The organism is Mesorhizobium sp. LNHC229A00 (assembly GCF_000502415.1).
Classification (GTDB): Bacteria; Pseudomonadota; Alphaproteobacteria; order Rhizobiales; family Rhizobiaceae; genus Mesorhizobium.
Window position 1 is genome coordinate 228,547 of sequence record NZ_AYWQ01000012.1, and the last position, 19,792, is coordinate 248,338.

Sequence of the window (19,792 nt, forward strand, 5' to 3'; positions counted from 1 at the left end):
CGGACGGCAAGGCACATTTCGGAGCGTTCGCCATGACTGAGGCCGCCTACGATACCGGCAACATCTTCGCAAAGATCCTGCGAGGAGAGATCCCCTCGCATCGCGTTTACGAGGACGAAGCCGTCGTGGCTTTCATGGATGTGATGCCGCAAGGGCCTGGCCATACGCTGGTGGTGCCGAAAGCGCCGTCGCGCAACCTGCTCGACGCCGCCCCATCGACATTCGGTCCGCTTTTTTCAACCGTCCAGAAAGTGGCACGCGCCGTCAGGAAAGCTCTCAACGCCGACGGCGTCACCGTCATGCAGTTCAACGAGCCGGCCTCCGGGCAGACCGTCTATCACCTGCATGTCCATGTCATCCCGCGTTTCGACGGCATCCCGCTGAAGCCGCACACGGGCACAATGGAAAAACCTGAAGTGCTGGCTGAGAACGCCGAAAAAATACGCGCCGCGCTGGGAAGCTGATCCCGCGCGGTCTCCCCAGCACTCAAGACATTTCATTTGGCCGCTTGCGTGAGCCGTTCGATCGCACTCGGCCGCGGACGTTGCATCAGTCCGACCCGGATTGCAGCCCTATTCCGGGACGATAGCGCGGCGGCGTGATCTGCTCATAGCTGTCGACGCCCAGATTCATCCACGGGCCATCAAAGCTTTCCCCGATGGCCCTCGCGATATTCGACTTTCCTGAACGCGGCGCGCCATTGAGAATGATGATTTGACCGGTCACGCGCCACCTCATCGCCCAAATGAAAAAAGCCCCGTTCCCAGGGCTCTCTTCCAGTTTTTTATCAGGCCTCAGCCTTTTCTGGGCAGTTGAGGCACAAGGCTACGCTTGCCGCCGTCCTTGCCCTTGGGCTCCGGCTTCTGCGCCACGGCCTTCTTTGCCGCAGGCTTCTTGGCCACCGCCTTGGGCGGCTTCGGCGCGTCTTCCGGCTCTTCCTTCTTCGGCTTCACCGGCGCCTCGTCGGCGAGCGATTCGAGCTTCAGGCCGGTCTCGCCGGTTTCCTTCTTCTCGACGGTGACGCGCACCGTGCCGCCCTTCTTCAGCTTGCCGAACAGCACCTCGTCGGCCAGCGGCTTCTTGATGTGCTCCTGGATGACGCGGCCAAGCGGACGCGCGCCCATGCGTTCGTCATAACCCTTGTCGGCAAGCCAGGCGATGGCGTCCGGCGACAGGTCGAAGGTAACGCCACGCTCGGAGAGCTGGGCTTCCAGCTGCATGACGAACTTCTGCACCACCTGATGGATCACCGGCACCGGCAGCGATCCGAACGGGATGATCGCATCGAGACGGTTGCGGAATTCCGGCGTGAACAGCCGGTTGATCGCCTCGACATCGTCGCCTTCGCGCTTGGTCGAACCGAAACCGATCGCCGCGCGCTGCGCATCGGATGCGCCCGCATTGGTCGTCATGATCAGGATGACATTGCGGAAGTCGATCTGCTTGCCATTGTGGTCGGTCAGCTTGCCGTGGTCCATCACCTGCAACAGGATGTTGAACAGGTCCGGATGCGCCTTCTCGACCTCGTCCAGCAGCAGCACGCAGTGCGGATGCTGGTCGACGCCGTCGGTCAAAAGGCCGCCCTGGTCGAAACCGACATACCCGGGAGGCGCGCCGATCAGCCGCGAGACGGTGTGGCGTTCCATATATTCCGACATGTCGAAGCGGATCAGTTCGACCCCGAGCGAGGCGGCCAACTGCTTGGCGACCTCCGTCTTCCCGACGCCGGTCGGGCCCGAGAACAGGTACGAGCCGATCGGCTTTTCCGGTTCGCGCAGGCCGGCCCGTGCAAGCTTGATCGCCGAAGTCAGCGCCGTAATGGCGGTGTCCTGCCCGTAGACGACGCGCTTGAGCTCAATATCCAGGCCCTGCAGCACCTTCTCGTCATCGGCCGAAACCGTCTTCGGCGGAATACGCGCCATGGTGGCGATCGTCGCTTCGATCTCCTTGATGCCGATCGTCTTCTTGCGCTTGGCTTCCGGCACCAGCATCTGCGAGGCGCCGGTCTCGTCGATCACGTCGATCGCCTTGTCCGGCAGCTTGCGGTCGTTGATGTAGCGCGCCGACAGTTCCACAGAGGCCTTGATCGCCTCGTTGGTGAACTTCACCTTGTGGAATTCCTCATAATAGGGCTTCAGGCCCTTCATGATCTCGATAGCATCCTCGATGGTCGGCTCGTTGACGTCGATCTTCTGGAAGCGCCGCACCAAGGCACGGTCCTTCTCGAAGAACTGGCGGAACTCCTTGTAGGTGGTCGAACCGATGCAGCGGATCGCACCGGAAGACAGCGCCGGCTTCAACAGGTTCGACGCATCCATGGCGCCGCCCGAAGTGGCGCCGGCGCCGATCACCGTATGGATCTCGTCGATGAACAGCACGGCACCCGGATAATCCTCGAGTTCCTTGACGACCTGCTTCAGCCGTTCCTCGAAATCGCCACGATAGCGCGTACCGGCCAACAGCGTGCCCATGTCGAGCGCGAAGATGGTGGCATTGTGCAGCACTTCCGGCACGTCGCCCTCTACGATGCGCTTGGCCAGCCCTTCGGCGATCGCCGTCTTGCCGACGCCGGGGTCACCGACATAGAGCGGGTTGTTCTTGGAACGGCGGCACAGCACCTGGATGGTGCGGTTGATCTCGCCTTCACGGCCGATCAGCGGATCGATCTTGCCGGCCTTGGCCTTGTTGTTGAGGTTGACGCAATAAGCGGTCAGCGCGTCCTGCTGCTGCTTCTTCTTGCCGCCCTCCTCCTGTGGCTCGGCGCCGTTCGGGCCGCCCTGCTCGTCATCGGCGCCGCGCGGGCTGCGGCTCTCCGACGCGCCCGGACGCTTGGCAATGCCGTGCGAGATGTAGTTGACCGCGTCGTAGCGGGTCATTTGCTGTTCTTGCAGGAAATAAGCGGCATGGCTTTCGCGCTCGGCGAAGATCGCCACGAGCACGTTGGCCCCCGACACTTCCTCGCGACCCGATGACTGCACATGGATCACCGCGCGCTGGATGACGCGCTGGAAGCCGGCGGTCGGCTTGGAATCCTCGTCGTAGCCGGTAACCAGATTGTCCAGCTCTGTATCGATATAGGTGAGAACGGTGTGCTTCAGCTCGTCGAGATCGACGTTGCAGGCGCGCATGACGGCGGCCGCCTCGGTGTCGTCGATGAGCGCGAGCAGCAAATGTTCAAGGGTTGCATATTCATGGTGCCGCTCATTGGCGAGCGTCAGCGCCTGGTGAAGCGCCTTTTCCAGGCCTTGGGAGAAAGCCGGCATGTTACCTCACTTCTTCTCCATCACGCATTGCAGCGGATGCTGATTCTGTCGGGCGAAATCCATGACCTGAGACACTTTGGTCTCGGCCACCTCGAATGTATAGACCCCGCACTCGCCCACTCCATGATTGTGAACATGAAGCATGATGCGTGTGGCGGCTTCGCGGTCCTTCTGGAAAAAACGCTCCAGCACATGAACCACGAACTCCATCGGAGTGTAGTCGTCGTTGAGGATGAGGACCCGGTAAAGGCTGGGCTTCTTGGTTTTGGTTTTGGTGCGCGTGATGACGGCCGTCCCGCGGCCGGCCTCATTGCCGTCGCCGCCGCCGTTTTGCATCCGCGCCACTTGTCTCGTGGCAGTCAAACCGATCGTCACGTAATCCTGCCTCTTTCGAATCCCCATGCGAGTTCAACATGTAGGTGTTCGATGGACGATTTTAAGCCCTTCTGGTTAGCTGACAATATGGCTAGGTGACCAACCTGGCGGTTTTTCGCAATCGAGAAGCGCTGGCATGAAAAAACCCGGCCGCGTTTCCACGGCCGGGTTTGTCCTGCGCCCAAAGAGCCGGATCTTTAATTCTCGGGCGAAAATTACTTTGCCTTGGCAACGATCGATTCGAACGGCTTGTAGGCCTCCTTGGCGAGTTCGGCGTAGAGGTCGCCGATCTTGGTAGCCTCGGCGACGAACGCCTCGTAGGACTGCTTGGCATAGTCGGATTGAATCTCGATCGCCTTGTCCAGCGACTTGGCCGAGAACAGCTTCTCGCACGCGACGCTGCCGGCTTCGAAGCTCTTCTTGGTGTATTCGCCGGCCTCGGTGGCGATCGCCTGCGCGCCCTTTGACAAGGAGGCGAAGCTCTTCAATCCGGTGTCGGCGAACTCCTTGCCGTATTTGCTGAAGTCCTCATAGGTCTGGGTCATTTCGTACTCTCCCTGGACGGTTGACGCGCCCTGCCCCGAGCGCCGTTGTGCAATGCATAATATATATTGTGCAGCGCACAAAAGTCAAGAAGTCGGGGGCTCGCGACCCTCCAGGCAGCGGCAATGGCTAAAATTCGAATAAAGGAAGGCTCAAACTCCCGGAAAATGGTGAACGCGGCGGTTACCATAAACGGATTGGTAACGCTGCCCCGCTAGCTTGGCCGGAAGTGAGGCAGGATCCCTTTGCCGCCTCCAACGCAACGAGAAATTCAAAGGAACTACCAGTGCGTCAGGCGTTGTCGGGCATCGTTTCCAAATCCGCGTTCCCTCTTAAGACGATTATGATCCTCGCCATGGCGATGACATTCGTCGTCGCGGACGTCGCCTCGTCGCTCGCGGCGAAATCCGCGGCCATCGTCGTCGATGCCAAAACCGGCAAGGTGCTTTACTCGGCTAATGCCGATGGCCGGCGCTACCCCGCTTCGCTGACCAAGATGATGACGCTCTATCTGACCTTCGAAGCGATGGCGAAGGGCAAGATCAGCAGAAACTCGCCAGTCGTGTTTTCGGCCCATGCGTCAGCCGAGGCGCCGACCAAGCTCGGCGTGAAGCCGGGCGGATCGGTGGCGGTCGAGACCGCGATCCTGTCGATAGTGACGAAGTCGGCCAACGACTCGGCGACCGCGCTCGGCGAGATGCTCGGCGGCAACGAAACCAACTTCGCCCGCATGATGACGGCCAAGGCGCGGCAGCTCGGCATGAACGGCACGGTCTTCCGCAACGCCAACGGCCTGCCGGATCCGGGACAGTTCACCACGGCGCGCGACATGGCCACGCTCGGCATTGCGCTCAGGGAACATTTTCCCCAGTACTACGGCTATTTCGCGCAGCGATCCTTTCTCTACGGTCGCCAGCGCATCAATGGCCATAACCGTCTGCTCGGACGCATCAAGGGCGTCGACGGCATCAAGACCGGCTATACCCGCGCCTCCGGCTTCAATCTCGTCTCGTCCGTCAATGACGGCAACCGCCGCCTGGTCGCCGTTGTCATGGGCGGCACGTCGGGCGGCAGCCGCGACAACCAGATGGCAGGCCTGATCAACACCTATTTGCCGAGGGCCTCGACCCGCGGTGGCGGCGACCTCGTCGCCAAGGCGGACAGCAATGCGATCAGCTCACTTGCAAAGGTTCTCCTCCCCAAGCATGACGCGACGACCCCGGACGAAAAGCCGGTGGCCGTGGCGGAAGCCGATACGGCCGTCGCCGACGACGCGACCGTTGCACAGGGCGACAGTGAGGACGAGGATACAGCCCAAGCGGAGGCACCCAAGCTGGTTGTCCCGGCAAAGAAGGTAAAGACGGTCATCGTCTCCGCTCCCAAGGTCGCCACCGCCCAGGTCGTGGCCGCCTATGCCGAGCCCACCCCGGCTGTTGATCCGGTCAACACCGCGTCGGTTCCGCCAGGCTGGGCCATCCAGGTTGCCTCCTCGCCGAAGCAGTCCGAAGCCCAGGCTTTCCTCGACAAGACCATCAAGCAGGCTCCCAAGGTGCTGGCCGACGCTTCCGGCTTCACCGTCGCTTTCGACAAGGACGGCGCCACCTACTACCGCGCTCGCTTCGGCGGCTTTGGGTCCAAGGATGCCGCCTGGAAAGCCTGCACCGCTTTGAAGAAGAAGAAAATCGAGTGCTACGCCGTCCAGCAATAGGACTGCGTGGAAGATATCTCCCGGAAAATTTTTGCGTCGAAGGAGACTAGTTGTGATTGGAGAGCAAGACGTCCTTGGCTTCGTTAATCCGCGCCGCCAGGAAAGACGTGCCGCCGACATCGGGGTGCAGGCGCTGCATCAGGCGGCGGTGCGCCTTGCGGACATCCGCCGCGGCGGCCCCCGCTTCAAGACCAAGGACCTTGTAGGCCTCCTCCTTAGTCATGGCGCCCGCACTTGGCGCAATACCCAGCCCTTCGCCACCGTTCGTCTCAGCGTATTTGCGCCAGACGGGAAATCTGCCGTCAAGATACGTCTCTAGCAACTGCGAACTCTCCGGATCGCCGGAGAGTTCGCGGTAGAGATGCTGCAATTGCGCAAGGGTCATCGAGCCAAGCATCTTGCCATCGTGGCGGCCGGCCAGAACCAACCCTTCTAGGCCGCCAGTATTGTGATCGAGTTCCATCTCAAGTGCCGCCGTCCGCACGGTTGAGCGTTTTGCAGCAACCGGCCTGGCCCTTGGCCGGCCGGTATGCATGGCGCCGTACCAGGCGATTGCCACGAACAGGATGATGCCGCCGATGCCTTGGCGCCCGACCAGGAGCACGGTGCCGCCGACCAGCGCCAGCAGGATCGGTCCCAATTTTCTCATTCCGCTTGCGAGTTGAGCCGGATCCGCGCGGAGAAAGGCGGTCGCTACCCCCAGCAGCGCCAGCAACAACGCGACCACAATGATAATTGCGCCTAACATTTTGCACCGCCCCGCAGGGATCCTGTCCGCTCGGACAGCCGCGTGATGTCCTTCAACACTTTTCCTGCGCCAGAATCATGGCCTTTAACCGGGCCGGCAGCGGCCTGTGTCGACAGTTCCTCATCGCGCATGGATTTCAAGATGTGGCGTTGTCGCGTCGCTTGCAAGTCCAGGGCGGAGCAAGATTGAGGGCCAGAAAACGCGGGCGCGGCAGCAGGCATTCCTTCGCTCAAGCCCTAGAGCAGGCCGAGGTCGGCCAGCTCGCGCCTGAGTTTCGGCGGCATCTCGACCAATCCCGCCTTGCCCTTGCCGAGGTCGGCCGGGGCGTCCGCCGGCTTCAGGTAACGCCAGCCCTGGAAGGCGCGGCGCGGCTGCCAGTCAGTGCGCACCACCTCGGGATCGAGCATCAAATGGCAGCGGCCGATGCCGTCGTCATCGGTGAACGGCCGGATTTCCGTGATTAACTGGCGGCACTGCACGCTGCCCTTGATCACCCAGTAGAGCGAACCGCCGTCGGTCACCTCGTCGCCACGTGTCGGCATCATGCGGGTGGTGTGCCAGTGTTCGGCTGGTTCGCCGGCACGGCGGCGCTCGTCAAGACGGAAGGCGATCCACTCTTCGAGATCCTCGACACTGTCGCAACCGACGCAAAGCTTTAGGAGATTGAGACCCATCGCCCAAGGTTAGCCCGGAGCGCCGACACGTCAACGGCCTGACTGACTTCTCCACAGTGCCAGCTTGGGCCAGCCTCAACATTCAACGACATTGACGGCCAGGCCGCCAAGGCTGGTTTCCTTGTACTTCTCGTTCATGTCGAGGCCGGTTTGGCGCATCGTCTCGATCGCCGCATCGAGCGGCACGAAATGCACGCCGTCGCCTTTGATGGCCAGTGACGCGGCCGTCACTGCCTTGACGGCACCCAATGCGTTGCGCTCGATGCAAGGCACCTGCACGAGCCCGCCCACCGGATCGCAGGTCATGCCCAGATGATGTTCCAGCGCGATTTCGGCAGCATTCTCGACCTGCTCGGGCGTGCCGCCCATGACCGCGCACAGACCGGCCGCAGCCATCGCCGAGGCGGAACCGACCTCGCCTTGGCAGCCGACCTCGGCGCCCGATATCGACGCATTGGACTTGATGATGCCGCCGACCGCCGCTGCCGTCAGCAGGAAGTCGCGAATGCTCGGCTGGTCGGCCTCGGGATGGAAATGCAGCCAGTAGCGCAGCACCGCCGGCAGCGTGCCGGCGGCACCATTGGTCGGCGCGGTGACGACACGCCCGCCGGCCGCATTCTCCTCGTTGACCGCCATCGCATAGATCGACAGCCAGTCATTGGCGAGTAGCGGGTTCGGCCGGTTCTGTTGCCACTGCTCCTGCAGCTTGTCATGGAGCTGCCTGGCGCGGCGGCGCACCTTCAGGCCGCCCGGCATGATGCCGTCCTGCGACAGGCCGCGGTCGATGCAGCCCTTCATGGCGTCCCATATCGCGTCGAGGCCGGTGTCGAGCTCCTCGCGCGACATCTGCGTCTCCTCGTTGACGCGCTTCATTTCGGCAATGGAAAGGCCGCTCTTGGCCGCCATCTTCAGCATCTCGACCGCGTTCTTGAAGGGATACGGCACTTTCTTGCCCTCGGTTGTGACCGAGCCCTTCGACTTCATCCGTTGCAGCTCTTCTTCCGAAACCACGAAGCCGCCGCCGATCGAATAGTAGATGCGCTTGAGCAGCAACCGGCCGCCGGCGTCGTAAGCGTGGAACGCCATGCCGTTGGCATGACCGGTGAGCGGCGTCTTGCGGTCCAGCACCAGATCGGTGGCCGGATCGAAATGGTAGGGAGGGTGACCGGGCGGTGAAACCAGCTTGTCGGCGGTGATGCGGCTGACAATGTCGTCGGCTCGGTCGGGGTCCACCGTTTGTGGCGTCTGGCCGGCAAGGCCTAGAATGACGGCACGGTCGCTGCCATGGCCGATGCCGGTATAGGCGAGCGAGCCATGCAGGCTGGCGCCGATGCGGTAGACGTTGACGCCGGCGGGACGCGGCCAGTCGTCGCCCGCGACCTCTTCGAGGAAGCGGCGCGCGGCCGTCATCGGCCCCATCGTGTGCGAGCTCGAGGGGCCGATGCCGATCTTGAACAGGTCGAAAACCGAAAGGAACACGCTGTCTCCTGGGTCACGTCGAGGATTACATATAGGAATTCCAGCGATGTTTCCGCTCTTTTGACAGTCGCGGCGCAGCACCTGCCGACCTTGTTTGCTCCGGCAGCGACATCGAGTGCAACACGCCGTCCAAGGTCATCGAAGCAACCGGGCCGAATATGGTAGATTCGGCGCCATGGGCGATTCCTATCTTTCGACGGCCGATCTCGCGGCGCTGGGCTTTTTCCTCCTCGCATGGGTGCTGCACACGCTCGCCTCGGACGGCCACCTGGTCAGCCGCGTGTCGCTGACCACCGCCATGAATGCGCAACGCGAGGCCTGGATGCGCACCATGGCCGAGCGCGAGATCCGCATCGTCGACACCGCCATCATGAGCGGCCTGCAGCAGGGAACCGCCTTTTTCGCCTCCAGTTCGCTGATCGCGCTCGGCGGCTGCTTCGCCCTGCTTGGCGCGTCGGACCGGGTGCTTGAGGTGCTGAGCACCCTGCCCTTGGGCGGCGCGCCGTCGCGCTCGGCCTTTCAGATCAAAGTGCTGGGACTGGTGTTGATTCTGGCCTTTTCCTTCTTCAAATTCGGCTGGGCCTACAGGCTGTTCAACTACTGTTCGATCCTGATCGGCGCCGTGCCGATCCCGCATGGCGAAGCCTCGCGCAATCCCCTCACGCAAACGGCCGTGTGGCGCGCGACGCAAATGAACATGCTGGCCGGCAAGCATTTCAACTCGGGCCTGCGCGGTGTGTTCTTCTCGATCGGCTATCTCGGCTGGTTCGTCGATCCCCTGGTGTTCGTGCTGTCGACGCTTCTGCTGCTGGCCGTCCTGGTACGGCGCCAGTTCTTCTCCGCGGCGCGGCGCGCTGTAATCGGTCAGCCGCCGGGCGTCGGAAACGGCTGATCGATGCGCCCGGAAAGCCAATAGGCGAAAAGCCCGATCCATTCGCGAACCGCGATGGTCGTGTTCTGCAGCGAATCGGCCGCATTGTCGCGAAACAAGCCGACGCCTTCCCGACCCGAGGTGCGATAGTCGACCGGCCATTGGACAGTTGGAAAACCTGCCTTGTAGAACAGGGCCTTGGCGCGCGGCATGTGAAAGGCTGATGTCACCAAAAGCCATGTCTCGCCCGGTTTGGGCTTGGCCAGTTCGCGGCTGAAGACCGCGTTCTCGTATGTGTTGCGGGATTTATCTTCGAGGAGCAGCCGGTCGGCCGGGACACCCAGCGCCTCGAGGAGGCGCGGCGCGGTGTCGGCATCACCTTCGCCGTCGAAGAACAGTGAGCCGTTTCCACCGGAGACCACCACTTTTGCCTGCGGGAAACGCCGGGCGAGGATCGCTGCCTCGACCATGCGATCGCCGCTGCTGTTCAATTCATAGCCCCGGCGCGCGAGGTTGATAGCGCCCTCGAAGCCGCCGCCGAGCACGACGATGCCGTCTACCTTCTTCGGCAGCGGCGGCCTGGGAAAGCGTTCCTCCAGCGGATTGAGCATCATCGCTCCAAGTGACGTCCAGGCCGACAGCGCAAGGATCAGAAACGCCAGCACGCCGCCGCTGACGGCAAGTCGCCGGCGGCCGACGATCCCGGCGAGCAGCCCTGCCGAAAGCAGGAAGATCGTCAGGTTGAGCGGCTGGATGACGAACCAGAATATCTTGGAAAGATAATAGAACATCGCTCACTCATTAAAGTCCGCAAGGCTGTCCAAAAATCGATCGTGATTTTAAGGATCATGCGTCAGGCGAGCGATATCCTTACCACCACTTCTCCGGCTGGAATGTGCCGGCCGCCTGCTCGATGACGGCGGCGGTCTGGAAAAGCGTCTCTTCCTCGAACGGCCTGCCGATCAGTTGCAGGCCGAGCGGCAGCCCCTTGGGGTCGAGGCCGGCGGGCACGGCGATACCGGGCAGGCCGGCCATGTTCACGGTGACGGTGAAAATGTCGTTGAGATACATCTTGACCGGATCGGCGGCCATGTCCTCGTCGGCAATGCCGAAGGCGGCCGACGGTGTCGCCGGGGTCAGGATGACATCGACCCCGGCGGCGAAGACATTTTCGAAGTCGCGCTTGATCAGATTGCGCACCTTCTGAGCCTGCAGGTAGTAGGCGTCATAGTAGCCGGCCGACAGCACATAGGTGCCGATCATGATGCGGCGCTTGACCTCGCGGCCGAAGCCGGCGGCGCGGGTCTTCTCATACATCTCGACGATGTCCTTGCCCGGCACGCGCAAGCCGTAGCGGACGCCGTCATAGCGGGCGAGGTTGGAAGAAGCTTCCGCGGGCGCCACGATGTAATAGGCCGGCAGCGCGTATTTGGTGTGCGGCAGGGAGATGTCGACGATTTCGGCGCCGGCATCCTTGAGCCAGGAAATGCCCTTCTGCCACAACGCCTCGATCTCTTCCGGCATGCCGTCGACACGGTATTCCTTGGGAATGCCGACTTTCATGCCCTTGATCGGCTTGCCGATCGCCGCCTCGTAGTCCGGCACCGGCCGGTCGACGGACGTGGTGTCCTTGGGATCGACCGAGGCCATGGATTTCAGAAGAATGGCGGCGTCGCGCACGTCGCGGGCGATCGGTCCGGCCTGATCGAGCGATGAGGCGAAGGCGACGATGCCCCAGCGCGAGCAGCGGCCATAGGTCGGCTTGATGCCGACGGTACCGGTAAACGCGGCTGGCTGGCGGATCGAACCGCCGGTGTCGGTGGCGGTTGCGCCCGCACACAGAAAGGCCGACACCGCGGTCGCCGAACCACCGGAAGAACCACCTGGCACCAGCTGCGCATTGTCGAGGCTACGCTGGGTTTTCGTGCCACCTGCCGAGACGAAGCCGCCATCACCCTGATGCGTCGTCGGCATCACCACCGTATCGAGGCGCGAACGCCGCCACGGGTTGATGACCGGGCCGTAGTAGGAGGTCTCGTTGGACGAGCCCATGGCGAATTCGTCCATGTTGAGCTTGCCCAGCATGACCGCGCCGTCGGCCCACAGATTGGACGTGACCGTTGATTCATAGCGCGGCTTGAAGCCGTCGAGCACGTGGCTGCAGGCCTGGGTATGGACGCCCTCGGTACCGAACAGGTCCTTGATTCCCAGCGGAATGCCTTCCAGCGCACCGCCCACGCCCTTGAGCAGCCGGGCGTCCGACGCCTTGGCCATGTCGCGCGCCTTGTCGCCGGTCACCGCCACATAGGCATTCAGCGCCGGATTGGCGCGATCGATCGCCAAGAGATAGGCTTCGGTCATCTCGGTCGCGGTGATTTCCTTGGCGCGCAGCTTGGCGCGGGCCTGCGAAATCGTCAGTCGGGTCAGGTCGCTCATCAAAGGCTCTTTTCGTAAAACACCGACCACTCGGAATCGGGATAATCCAGCACCGGGCCGCAGCGCGAGAACCCGGCACGTTCATAGACGGTCCAGGCGGCGGGATGGCGATCGCCGGTCTCCAGCACCAGCCGCTTCAACCGTTCATCGCGCGCCAGCGCCTCGACCCGTTCGACGATTCCAGCGCCGATCTTGCGGCCACGATGCGAAGGCCTCGTGTACATGCGCTTGACCTCGCCAATGGCATTGTCATGCCGCTTGAGTGCACCACAACCAATGGCGACGCCGTTGTCGCGAGCGATGAAAACGGTCGTGTCCTTGCCCGCCATCTGCTCGACCGTCAGGTGGTAGCAGTGCTCCGGCGGCGTCAATTCGAGCAAGGTCGCGTTGAGTTCCGCGACCAGGCCGCGCACGTCGTCCTGCAGCGGAGTTTCGATGGCAATCTTGATAGCCATCGGCGCCCTACTCCACGACCTTCGGCACGAGGAAGAAATTCTCGTCGGTCGCCGGTGCGTTGGCGACGATGTCGGCCGCCTTGTTGCCGTCGGTCACGACATCGCCGCGCTTCTTCATTTCCATCGGCGTCACCGACGTCATTGGCTCGACGCCGGAAACATCGACTTCGTTCAACTGCTCGACGAAGCCCAGTATGGCATTCAACTCGCCGGTCATACGCTCGGCATCTTCCTCGCTCACGGCGATGCGGGCGAGATGCGCGACGCGCTTCACTGTCTTGACATCAACGGACATGTATTTGCCTCGGGGAAAACCAGTCCGGGCTATAGCGGCGCGGCGCGCGACGCGCAACATGTGCCGCCCGACAATCGGGCAACAGCCTCATGGCAGGGCGATGCCCTCGCACAGATAGTAGCTGCCGCTGTTGCCGCTCGCCTCGCTTTCATCGTCAATCGGCCGGACCGACACGAGATCGACCTGCGTCGGGTTCATCTGCGTCACCGACAGGACGTCAGGAAAGGCATAGCCCGGCTCCTGGCATATCGCCGTCACCGCCCAGCTCGGCGAGCGTGTCGCCTTGCTGACCTGAACGAATTCGCAATTGTATTCGACGCCTTGCAGGCCGTTCTTCGAAAGTACGATGTTGCCGGCATCGATCAGCGTCTGCAGCGTATCCTTTTTGGCCTGGGTACAGAGTTCCTCCGACTGGAGATAGACACCTTCGATGAAATCATCCGCGGCAAGCGCGGGCGACGCCGCGACAAACATCGACACGCAAATAGATCGCCCTAATGCCATGGATTTGTTCCGCTTTGGCTCTTTCTAGATGGTAATGGTTTCACCAATCTTCGGCAATGCAAGCTTGACCCCAGATCCTTCCAGCCCGGCTTCGAACTTCTCGGGCGTCGGGTCAATCATTGGAAACGTGCCGAAATGACAAGGGACCACCGTTTCAAACTTGAAGAAGCGGCGGCAGGCAAGGGCCGCCACCGCACCGCCCATGGTGAAGCGGTCGCCGATCGGAACGATGCCAATCTTTGGCTCGTGCAATTCATTGATCAGCGCCATGTCGGAAAAGATGTCGGTATCGCCCATGTGGTAGAGCGTCTCGTCTTCCGGGAAATGCAGAACCAGCCCACCCGGGTTGCCGAGATAGACGTTCTTGCCGCCCTCTTCGCCAAAGGAGGACGAATGCAGCGCCTGAACGAAAGTGGAGGTGAAACCGCCGCAATCGACCGTGCCGCCAATGTTGCCGGGATTGATCTTCTTGTCGCTGACGCCCCTGCCGACAAGGTACATGCAGATCTCGAAATTGGCGACCAGTTGCGCGCCGCTCTTGCCGAGCACTTCCAGCGCACCGCTGATGTGGTCACTGTGCCCGTGCGTCAAAAGAACATGCGTGATCCCTTCGGCCGGCCCTTCCCACCCACCCGTCCAGGAGGGATTGCCGATCAGATAGGGATCTATGAGGATTTTCGCGTCACCGGTTTCGATGCGGAAGGCCGAGTGGCCATACCAGGTCAGTTTCATGAATGCATTCCTCGATTTTTCCCGAGCCAAAGGATAGAACGCCGATAGCCTTGAGATCAAAGGGTATAGTGTCCGCCGGGTATCCGAAAGGACGCGTGCCGTCGAAAAACACGAGGGGAAACCGTTGGCCGTCATCACGATTGAGCAATTGCCGGCACGGCTCGCCAACGGCAGGACCTTGGCGGGGCTCGATCTCGGCGACAAGACGATCGGCGTGGCGGTTTCCGATCGGGGGTTCTCCTTCGCTCATCCGCGTCCGGTCATCATCCGGCGGAAATTCTCGCTCGACGCCGCCGTCCTTTTGGCATTGCTGAAGAAGGAGAATGTCGGTGCGGTGGCGATCGGATTGCCGATCAACATGGATGGGTCGGAAGGTCCGCGCGCACAGAAATCGCGCGCCTTCGTGCGCAACATGGCGCAGCTAAGCGACCTGCCCTTCGTGTTCTGGGATGAGCGGCTGTCGACCGTCGCGGCCGAACGGACGCTGATCGAGATGGATTTCTCGCGCGCCAAACGCGCCGGCAAGATCGATTCGGCGGCGGCCGCCTTTATTCTGCAGGGAGTCTTGGACCGGCTTCAGTCGCTCGATGCAGCCGATCGAACGGAACCGGACCCGTCCAGCGACGCCTGACCCAGCCCAATATCTCGCGACGCCTGCGAAACACCCATATCGCCGCGAGCAGCATGCCATCGAACACGCAGGCTTTTGCCACCATGCCCGGGATGGTTGCGGGGTCGATGCCGAGCATCTGACCGTAGAGCTGAAATACTAAATCGTGCAGCTGCCGGCTGAGCATCACATAGCCGAAATTCATGTCGTTGAGCGACAGGTAGAACCAGCCCCAAAACAGCGCCATCGGAGCGGCCCACAACGCGAAGATGTAGCGCATCAGCGGCCCCCTTTCCCGTTCGGGCCGGTCCGTCCCGATATCATGGAGAGCAGGGAATTATGCGCTGCGGCCTTCGCCATGCTGTGCGCCGTTGCCTGGAAATCCTTCTCATCCAGCGCAGCTACCGAACGCCGTTCGGCGAGCATCGCGACATAGGAGACCAGAAGTGCGGCCAGTTGCACGGCGACCACCATGAAGAGGCCGTTGATGCCTTGGGCGGCACCGCCGATCAGGATCATCGACATCACCCCGGAAGCGGAAATAAAGGCGATGCGAACGACGCTATCGGCGCCGGGGCTGGACGCGTCGTTGATCAGTGTATCGACAAAGGCCCAGAAGAACAGCACCGCCACGACCAGCAACGCGATCGCCAGCGGAGCGACCACGACGATGTTCTCCAGATTGACAAACTGGGCGCTCTCGACGGTCACGCCGAGCACGCCGAGAGCCGCCGTCACACCTCGATTTCCATCGACACAGATCAGCGCGAGCAGAGCAAAAACGATCGCCCAGTGCACGGACAGAAAGGAGGTCAGTACGTGTCGCATCGTGGCTCCTGCTTCGACAGGAATGACAGTGGGCTTTGCGGTTCGCCGCCGCAACGGAAACCATTTGTTAAGGTTAACGGCGACGACGGGGTCACTGGGGATTCCGGCAACGCCCTCGAACATGAATGGCGTCTCCGTCAATTCACCGGCGGATAGAGCGTATCGATGATCATGCGCGCGTCATGGCGCGAATCGAGCATGCCGTAAGTATTGCGCCACTGGCCCGCGAGCCGCGTCTCGACGAAAGCATCGGCGATCCGCCCTGCCCCGAGTCGACGCAACTCGGCGGCCGCCGCGGAGAGCGCAAGCTGTTCCGTCAGCAGCCGGGCCGAGCCCTCGTCGGTCGAAGCGACCTGCATGGCCGCCTTCAGGACGCCGATCGTGCCGCGCCCGCCGGCGCCGAGGTCGCGGTCGATACCGGTCAATACCTCTTCGAAAAGCCCCGGCGCGCGGCCAAGCACGCGCAGCACGTCGAGCGCCATGACATTGCCCGATCCTTCCCAGATCGCGTTGACAGGCGCTTCGCGGTAATAACGGGCGAGCGGAGCTTCCTCGACATAGCCATTGCCGCCAATGCACTCCATCGCCTCGTAAAGCAGCGGCGGCGCGATCTTGCAGACCCAGTATTTGACGACCGGCGTCATGGCGCGGGCGAACGCCGCCTCGCCGCGATCGCTCGCCGCCTCGTCGAAGGAACGCGCCAGCCGGAACGACAGGGCGGTCGCCGCGGCAACATCGAGCGCCATGTCGGCCAGCACGCGCTGCATCAACGGCTGCTCGATCAAGGTCGAACCGAACACCTGGCGATGGCGGGCATGATGGATCGCTTCGGCCAGCCCCGCCCGCATGATCGCCGAAGACGCCACCGCGCAGTCGAGCCGGGTCAGCGTCACCATGTCCATGATCGTTTTGACGCCGGCGCCGGGTTCGCCGATCATCTCCCCGATGGCGTTGACGAATTCAACCTCGGAAGACGCGTTCGAGCGATTGCCGAGCTTGTCCTTCAGCCGCTGGAAGCGAAAGCCATTGCCAGACCCGTCGCCGAGCACGCGCGGCACCAGGAAGCAAGACAGTCCCTCCGGAGCCTGTGCCAGCACCAGGAAGGCATCCGACATCGGCGCCGACATGAACCATTTATGTCCCGTCAGGCGGTAGAAGCCGTTGCCGACGCGTTCCGCCCGGGTCACATTGGCACGCACATCGGTGCCGCCCTGTTTCTCGGTCATGCCCATACCGAGCGTCAGTCCGGTCTTCTCGACCGGCGGCTTCTGGCTCTGGTCGTATTTGCGCGTCGTCACGCGCGGTGCCCATTCGCGAAACAGTTTTGGGCTTGCCATCAATGCCGCCAGCGAGGCGCTGGTCATGGTGATAGGGCAGAGATGCCCGGTTTCGAGTTCCGCCGTCAGGTAAAAACGGGCGGCCCGTACCTGATGGCGGCGGCCGATCTCGGCGTCGCCATTTTCCCAGACAGAGGAATGCAGCCCGTTGGCCACCGAGCGGCGCATCAAGGCGTGATAGGCGGGATGGAATTCGACCAGGTCGATGCGCCGTCCCTGACGATCATGCGTCCTGAGTTTCGGCGTCTCGACATTGGCGAGGCGCGCCAGCTCCTGCGCTTCTTGCGTCAGCACGAAACGGCCGAGCCCGTCGAGATCCTTGCGCACCGGATCGGAAAAGCGCTCGGCAAGTTGGATCAGCAACGGATCGCCTCGCCAGGCGTTGCCGCCCGTCAGCGGCGGCGGCTGATTCGTTACGTCGTCGGTCACGCCCAATCCTTCTAGCCAATTTTCTGGAAAGGCCCTTTGTCGGAAGGCCTCGAATCCGGGGCCGTCGGCTTAGGTATAGCCAAGCGTTGCTGCGCGCGCGATGAAAATACCGGCCGATTCAATCGGCTATCTACACGAAAAAATCGAGGAGAACGGCGTCAATCCAAAGCGGGTGCTTGCGGGCGCGAAATCCGCACCCTATAGCAGCCCCTTGAGATGACCGACGCTTCGTCCCTGCCACTCTACCCTCACCGCCATCTTCTGGGCATCAGCGATCTTTCGCCCGCCGACATCGAGCTTTTGCTCGACAGGGCGGATCGGGCGGTCGCGATCTCGCGCCAGTCCGAGAAAAAGACCTCGACGCTGCGCGGCCGCACCCAGATCAATCTCTTCTACGAAGCGTCGACCCGCACGCAATCCTCGTTTGAACTGGCCGGAAAGCGGCTTGGCGCCGATGTCATGAACATGTCGGTGGCGAGTTCCTCGGTAAAGAAGGGCGAGACGCTCATCGACACCGCGATGACACTCAACGCCATGCGGCCCGACATATTGATCATCCGCCATCAGTCGGCGGGCGCGGCGGCGCTCCTGGCGCAGAAGGTCGGCTGCTCGGTGGTCAATGCCGGCGACGGCGCCCATGAACACCCGACACAGGCGCTGCTCGACGCGCTCACCATCCGCCGCGCCAAGGGTGCGCTGTCGAAGCTGATCGTGGCCATCTGCGGCGACATCCTGCATTCGCGTGTGGCACGCTCCAACATCATGCTGCTCAACGCACTCGGCGCACAAATACGGGTGGTGGCGCCCTCGACGCTGTTGCCCTCGGGCATCGACAGAATGGGCGTGATCGTCTGCCGTTCGATGGCGGAAGGCCTGAAGGACGCGGATGTGGTGATGATGTTGCGCTTGCAGCGCGAGCGCATGGAAGGAGCCTTCGTGCCGTCGGTGCGCGAATATTTCCGTTATTTTGGTCTGGACGCCGAGAAACTGAAGGCCGCCAAGGATGACGCGCTTGTCATGCATCCTGGCCCGATGAACCGCGGCGTCGAGATCGCGTCCGAAATCGCCGACGGCCCGCAAAGCGTCATCCAGGAGCAGGTGGAAATGGGCGTCGCCGTGCGCATGGCGGTTATGGAAGCGCTGCTCGATCCCCGCCGTAATCAAGAAGGCCGCGGCGCATGAGCATCGCGGTCTTTGAACGCGCCCGCATCGTCGACCCGTCACGTGGCCTTGATGAAGTCGGCTCCGTCATAGTCGAAGGCAGGAAAATCGTTGCCGCGGGCAAGGCGGCGCTGAACCAGGGCGTCCCCGACGGCGCTACGGCGATCGACTGCGCTGGCAAGGCGATCATCCCCGGCCTGATCGATGGTCGGGTCTTCATCGGCGAGCCCGGCGGCGAACATCGCGAAACCATCGCTTCGGCAAGTGTCGCCGCGGCGGCCGGCGGCGTCACGTCCATCGTGATGATGCCAGACACCGATCCGGTGATCGACAATGTGGCGCTGGTCGAATTCGTGCTGCGCACCGCCAAGGACACGGCCGTCGTCAATATTTTTCCCGCCGCCGCCATCACCAAGGGCCTCCACGGGCGCGAAATGACGGAGTTCGGCCTGCTGCGCGAGGCGGGTGCGGTCGCCTTCACCGATGGCAGGCATACCATATCGAGCGCGCTGGTGATGCGTCGCGCGCTAACCTATGCGCGCGATTTCGGCGCCACCATCGTCCATGAAACGCAGGATGCCGATCTTGGGTCGTCGGGCGTCATGAACGAAGGCCTGTATGCCAGTTGGCTCGGCCTCTCCGGCATTCCGCGAGAGGCCGAATCCATCCCGCTCGAGCGTGACCTCGCGCTAGCGCGCCTGACGCAAGGTTCGTACCACGCCGCGAAGATCTCGACGGCAATGGCGGCAAGCGCCGTGGCGCGTGCGAAGGCCGACGGCGCTGCAGTGACATCGGGCGTGTCGATCCACAATCTGTCGCTAAATGAAAACGACGTCGGCGAGTACCGCACCTTCTTCCGCCTGACGCCGCCGCTGCGGGCGGAGGAAGACCGGCTGGCGATGATCGACGCGGTCAAGGACGGAACGGTCGATGTCATCGTCTCCTCGCACGATCCGCAGGATGTCGATACCAAGCGCCTGCCCTTCGCCGACGCCGCGGCCGGTGCCATTGGCCTCGAGACCCTGCTGGGCGCCGCCCTGCGCCTCTACCACAATGGCGACGTGCCCCTGCTCAGGCTCATCGAAACCTTGTCCACCGCGCCAGCGAGGCTGTTTGGATTGGCCGGCGGCACGCTGAAGCCAGGCGCCGTCGCCGATCTTGCACTTGTCGACCTCGATGAACCCTGGATAGTCAGTGAAAGCGGTATCCGCTCGCGCTCGAAAAACACCTGCTTCGAAGGCGCGCGGCTGCAAGGCAAGGTCTTGCAAACGCTGGTGGCGGGCCGCACAGTATTTTCTGCCTGAGCCGGCGGTAGCCATGCGACATCAGGCATGGTTGGGGGAA

At 62.5% G+C, this 19,792-nt stretch carries 21 protein-coding genes and 1 pseudogene; 6 read left to right on the forward strand and 16 right to left on the reverse strand.

The genetic code is table 11. The annotated features are described in order from the left end of the window. Positions 1–32: 32 nt before the first annotated feature. On the forward strand, positions 33–464 hold the full coding sequence (locus X742_RS147615) for an HIT family protein (RefSeq protein WP_023773827.1): 432 nt from the start codon (positions 33–35) through the stop codon (positions 462–464). A 94-nt stretch (positions 465–558) separates the two neighbouring features. Here X742_RS147615 and X742_RS147610 read toward each other — a convergent pair. From X742_RS147610 to X742_RS147595, 4 genes and pseudogenes are all read right to left on the reverse strand, one after another. Then, a pseudogene (locus X742_RS147610) lies at positions 559–738 on the reverse strand (chloramphenicol phosphotransferase); the annotation flags it as partial. A gap of 56 nt (positions 739–794) precedes the next feature. Next, positions 795–3,263, reverse strand: a complete 2,469-nt coding sequence (gene clpA / locus X742_RS147605) for an ATP-dependent Clp protease ATP-binding subunit ClpA (protein WP_023773829.1) — start codon at positions 3,261–3,263, stop codon at positions 795–797. Between the two features lie 6 nt (positions 3,264–3,269). Further along, positions 3,270–3,599: an ATP-dependent Clp protease adapter ClpS gene (gene clpS, locus X742_RS147600; protein WP_010909565.1), complete on the reverse strand. Its 330-nt coding sequence runs from the start codon at positions 3,597–3,599 to the stop codon at positions 3,270–3,272. A gap of 254 nt (positions 3,600–3,853) precedes the next feature. Continuing rightward, a complete protein-coding gene (locus tag X742_RS147595; RefSeq protein WP_015317766.1) occupies positions 3,854–4,183 on the reverse strand; it encodes a phasin family protein in 330 nt (109 codons plus the stop codon). A gap of 284 nt (positions 4,184–4,467) precedes the next feature. Between X742_RS147595 and X742_RS147590 the strand changes: the two genes are divergently transcribed. After that, a complete protein-coding gene (locus tag X742_RS147590) occupies positions 4,468–5,889 on the forward strand; it encodes a D-alanyl-D-alanine carboxypeptidase family protein (RefSeq protein ID WP_023773830.1) in 1,422 nt (473 codons plus the stop codon). Between the two features lie 46 nt (positions 5,890–5,935). Here X742_RS147590 and X742_RS147585 read toward each other — a convergent pair whose 3' ends face one another. The 3 genes from X742_RS147585 to X742_RS147575 all read right to left on the reverse strand — a co-directional run bounded on the left by X742_RS147585 (position 5,936) and on the right by X742_RS147575 (position 8,790). Next, positions 5,936–6,637 carry a DnaJ domain-containing protein gene (locus tag X742_RS147585; protein ID WP_023773831.1) on the reverse strand — a complete coding sequence of 234 codons (702 nt, stop codon included), beginning with the start codon at positions 6,635–6,637 and terminating at the stop codon, positions 5,936–5,938. Between the two features lie 236 nt (positions 6,638–6,873). After that, positions 6,874–7,311, reverse strand: coding sequence for a DUF1489 family protein (locus X742_RS147580; protein ID WP_023773832.1), 438 nt, complete (start codon positions 7,309–7,311; stop codon positions 6,874–6,876). 75 nt (positions 7,312–7,386) lie between these two features. Then, on the reverse strand, positions 7,387–8,790 hold the full coding sequence (locus X742_RS147575) for an L-serine ammonia-lyase (protein ID WP_023773833.1): 1,404 nt from the start codon (positions 8,788–8,790) through the stop codon (positions 7,387–7,389). Between the two features lie 175 nt (positions 8,791–8,965). Here X742_RS147575 and X742_RS147570 point away from each other — a divergent pair, with 175 nt between their 5' ends. Next, the gene (locus X742_RS147570) at positions 8,966–9,682 is read left to right on the forward strand and encodes a DUF599 domain-containing protein (protein ID WP_015317761.1); all 717 of its coding nucleotides are present in this window, start codon (positions 8,966–8,968) and stop codon (positions 9,680–9,682) included. Here X742_RS147570 and X742_RS147565 read toward each other — a convergent pair. The 6 genes from X742_RS147565 to X742_RS147540 all read right to left on the reverse strand — a co-directional run bounded on the left by X742_RS147565 (position 9,655) and on the right by X742_RS147540 (position 14,083). Further along, a complete protein-coding gene (locus X742_RS147565) occupies positions 9,655–10,452 on the reverse strand; it encodes a YdcF family protein (RefSeq protein WP_023773834.1) in 798 nt (265 codons plus the stop codon). The genes X742_RS147570 and X742_RS147565 overlap by 28 nt on opposite strands. A gap of 79 nt (positions 10,453–10,531) precedes the next feature. Further along, positions 10,532–12,097: an amidase family protein gene (locus X742_RS147560; protein WP_023773835.1), complete on the reverse strand. Its 1,566-nt coding sequence runs from the start codon at positions 12,095–12,097 to the stop codon at positions 10,532–10,534. Beyond that, entirely contained in the window at positions 12,097–12,552 is a 456-nt protein-coding gene (locus X742_RS147555) for a GNAT family N-acetyltransferase (RefSeq protein ID WP_023773836.1), read from the reverse strand. The genes X742_RS147560 and X742_RS147555 overlap by 1 nt, the downstream gene beginning before the upstream one ends. Positions 12,553–12,559: 7 nt before the next feature. Then, positions 12,560–12,847, reverse strand: a complete 288-nt coding sequence (gatC, locus tag X742_RS147550; protein WP_015317757.1) for an Asp-tRNA(Asn)/Glu-tRNA(Gln) amidotransferase subunit GatC — start codon at positions 12,845–12,847, stop codon at positions 12,560–12,562. 87 nt (positions 12,848–12,934) lie between these two features. Next, positions 12,935–13,351, reverse strand: coding sequence for a hypothetical protein (locus X742_RS147545; RefSeq protein ID WP_023773837.1), 417 nt, complete (start codon positions 13,349–13,351; stop codon positions 12,935–12,937). A 24-nt stretch (positions 13,352–13,375) separates the two neighbouring features. Further along, positions 13,376–14,083 (reverse strand): metal-dependent hydrolase, encoded by a 708-nt coding sequence (locus X742_RS147540; RefSeq protein ID WP_023773838.1) that lies wholly within the window; start codon positions 14,081–14,083, stop codon positions 13,376–13,378. Between the two features lie 124 nt (positions 14,084–14,207). On the opposite strand from X742_RS147540, the gene ruvX reads away from it, so the two are divergent. Beyond that, on the forward strand, positions 14,208–14,714 hold the full coding sequence (gene ruvX, locus X742_RS147535) for a Holliday junction resolvase RuvX (RefSeq protein ID WP_023773839.1): 507 nt from the start codon (positions 14,208–14,210) through the stop codon (positions 14,712–14,714). Here the strand turns inward: ruvX and X742_RS1000000172855 are convergent. The 3 genes from X742_RS1000000172855 to X742_RS147525 form a co-directional block, all read right to left on the reverse strand. Continuing rightward, positions 14,632–14,973 carry a DUF6105 family protein gene (locus tag X742_RS1000000172855; protein ID WP_084569593.1) on the reverse strand — a complete coding sequence of 114 codons (342 nt, stop codon included), beginning with the start codon at positions 14,971–14,973 and terminating at the stop codon, positions 14,632–14,634. The two genes, ruvX and X742_RS1000000172855, sit on opposite strands and share 83 nt — an antisense overlap. Beyond that, on the reverse strand, positions 14,973–15,521 hold the full coding sequence (locus X742_RS147530; RefSeq protein ID WP_023773840.1) for a hypothetical protein: 549 nt from the start codon (positions 15,519–15,521) through the stop codon (positions 14,973–14,975). Before X742_RS147530 ends, X742_RS1000000172855 begins: the two co-directional genes overlap by 1 nt. A gap of 137 nt (positions 15,522–15,658) precedes the next feature. Further along, a complete protein-coding gene (locus X742_RS147525; RefSeq protein ID WP_023773841.1) occupies positions 15,659–17,287 on the reverse strand; it encodes a DNA alkylation response protein in 1,629 nt (542 codons plus the stop codon). A gap of 216 nt (positions 17,288–17,503) precedes the next feature. On the opposite strand from X742_RS147525, the gene X742_RS147520 reads away from it, so the two are divergent. Together X742_RS147520 and X742_RS147515 are read left to right on the forward strand one after the other, a co-directional pair. Then, entirely contained in the window at positions 17,504–18,469 is a 966-nt protein-coding gene (locus tag X742_RS147520; RefSeq protein ID WP_023773842.1) for an aspartate carbamoyltransferase catalytic subunit, read from the forward strand. Further along, positions 18,466–19,752 (forward strand): dihydroorotase, encoded by a 1,287-nt coding sequence (locus tag X742_RS147515; RefSeq protein ID WP_023773843.1) that lies wholly within the window; start codon positions 18,466–18,468, stop codon positions 19,750–19,752. Before X742_RS147520 ends, X742_RS147515 begins: the two co-directional genes overlap by 4 nt. The last annotated feature ends 40 nt before the right edge of the window (positions 19,753–19,792 follow it).

What these genes read in the sequence shown, in the direction of transcription:
- X742_RS147555 (WP_023773836.1), bottom strand. Translation starts at nt 12,552, where the DNA reads ATGGCTATCAAGATTGCCATCGAAACTCCGCTGCAGGACGACGTGCGC.
- X742_RS147565 (WP_023773834.1), bottom strand. Translation starts at nt 10,452, where the DNA reads ATGTTCTATTATCTTTCCAAGATATTCTGGTTCGTCATCCAGCCGCTC.
- clpA (WP_023773829.1), bottom strand. Translation starts at nt 3,263, where the DNA reads ATGCCGGCTTTCTCCCAAGGCCTGGAAAAGGCGCTTCACCAGGCGCTG.
- X742_RS147570 (WP_015317761.1), top strand. Translation starts at nt 8,966, where the DNA reads ATGGGCGATTCCTATCTTTCGACGGCCGATCTCGCGGCGCTGGGCTTT.
- X742_RS147520 (WP_023773842.1), top strand. Translation starts at nt 17,504, where the DNA reads ATGACCGACGCTTCGTCCCTGCCACTCTACCCTCACCGCCATCTTCTG.
- X742_RS147560 (WP_023773835.1), bottom strand. Translation starts at nt 12,097, where the DNA reads ATGAGCGACCTGACCCGACTGACGATTTCGCAGGCCCGCGCCAAGCTG.
- X742_RS147540 (WP_023773838.1), bottom strand. Translation starts at nt 14,083, where the DNA reads ATGAAACTGACCTGGTATGGCCACTCGGCCTTCCGCATCGAAACCGGT.
- X742_RS147515 (WP_023773843.1), top strand. Translation starts at nt 18,466, where the DNA reads ATGAGCATCGCGGTCTTTGAACGCGCCCGCATCGTCGACCCGTCACGT.
- gatC (WP_015317757.1), bottom strand. Translation starts at nt 12,847, where the DNA reads ATGTCCGTTGATGTCAAGACAGTGAAGCGCGTCGCGCATCTCGCCCGC.
- X742_RS1000000172855 (WP_084569593.1), bottom strand. Translation starts at nt 14,973, where the DNA reads ATGCGCTACATCTTCGCGTTGTGGGCCGCTCCGATGGCGCTGTTTTGG.
- X742_RS147530 (WP_023773840.1), bottom strand. Translation starts at nt 15,521, where the DNA reads ATGCGACACGTACTGACCTCCTTTCTGTCCGTGCACTGGGCGATCGTT.
- X742_RS147585 (WP_023773831.1), bottom strand. Translation starts at nt 6,637, where the DNA reads ATGTTAGGCGCAATTATCATTGTGGTCGCGTTGTTGCTGGCGCTGCTG.
- clpS (WP_010909565.1), bottom strand. Translation starts at nt 3,599, where the DNA reads ATGCAAAACGGCGGCGGCGACGGCAATGAGGCCGGCCGCGGGACGGCC.
- X742_RS147615 (WP_023773827.1), top strand. Translation starts at nt 33, where the DNA reads ATGACTGAGGCCGCCTACGATACCGGCAACATCTTCGCAAAGATCCTG.
- X742_RS147595 (WP_015317766.1), bottom strand. Translation starts at nt 4,183, where the DNA reads ATGACCCAGACCTATGAGGACTTCAGCAAATACGGCAAGGAGTTCGCC.
- X742_RS147580 (WP_023773832.1), bottom strand. Translation starts at nt 7,311, where the DNA reads ATGGGTCTCAATCTCCTAAAGCTTTGCGTCGGTTGCGACAGTGTCGAG.
- X742_RS147545 (WP_023773837.1), bottom strand. Translation starts at nt 13,351, where the DNA reads ATGGCATTAGGGCGATCTATTTGCGTGTCGATGTTTGTCGCGGCGTCG.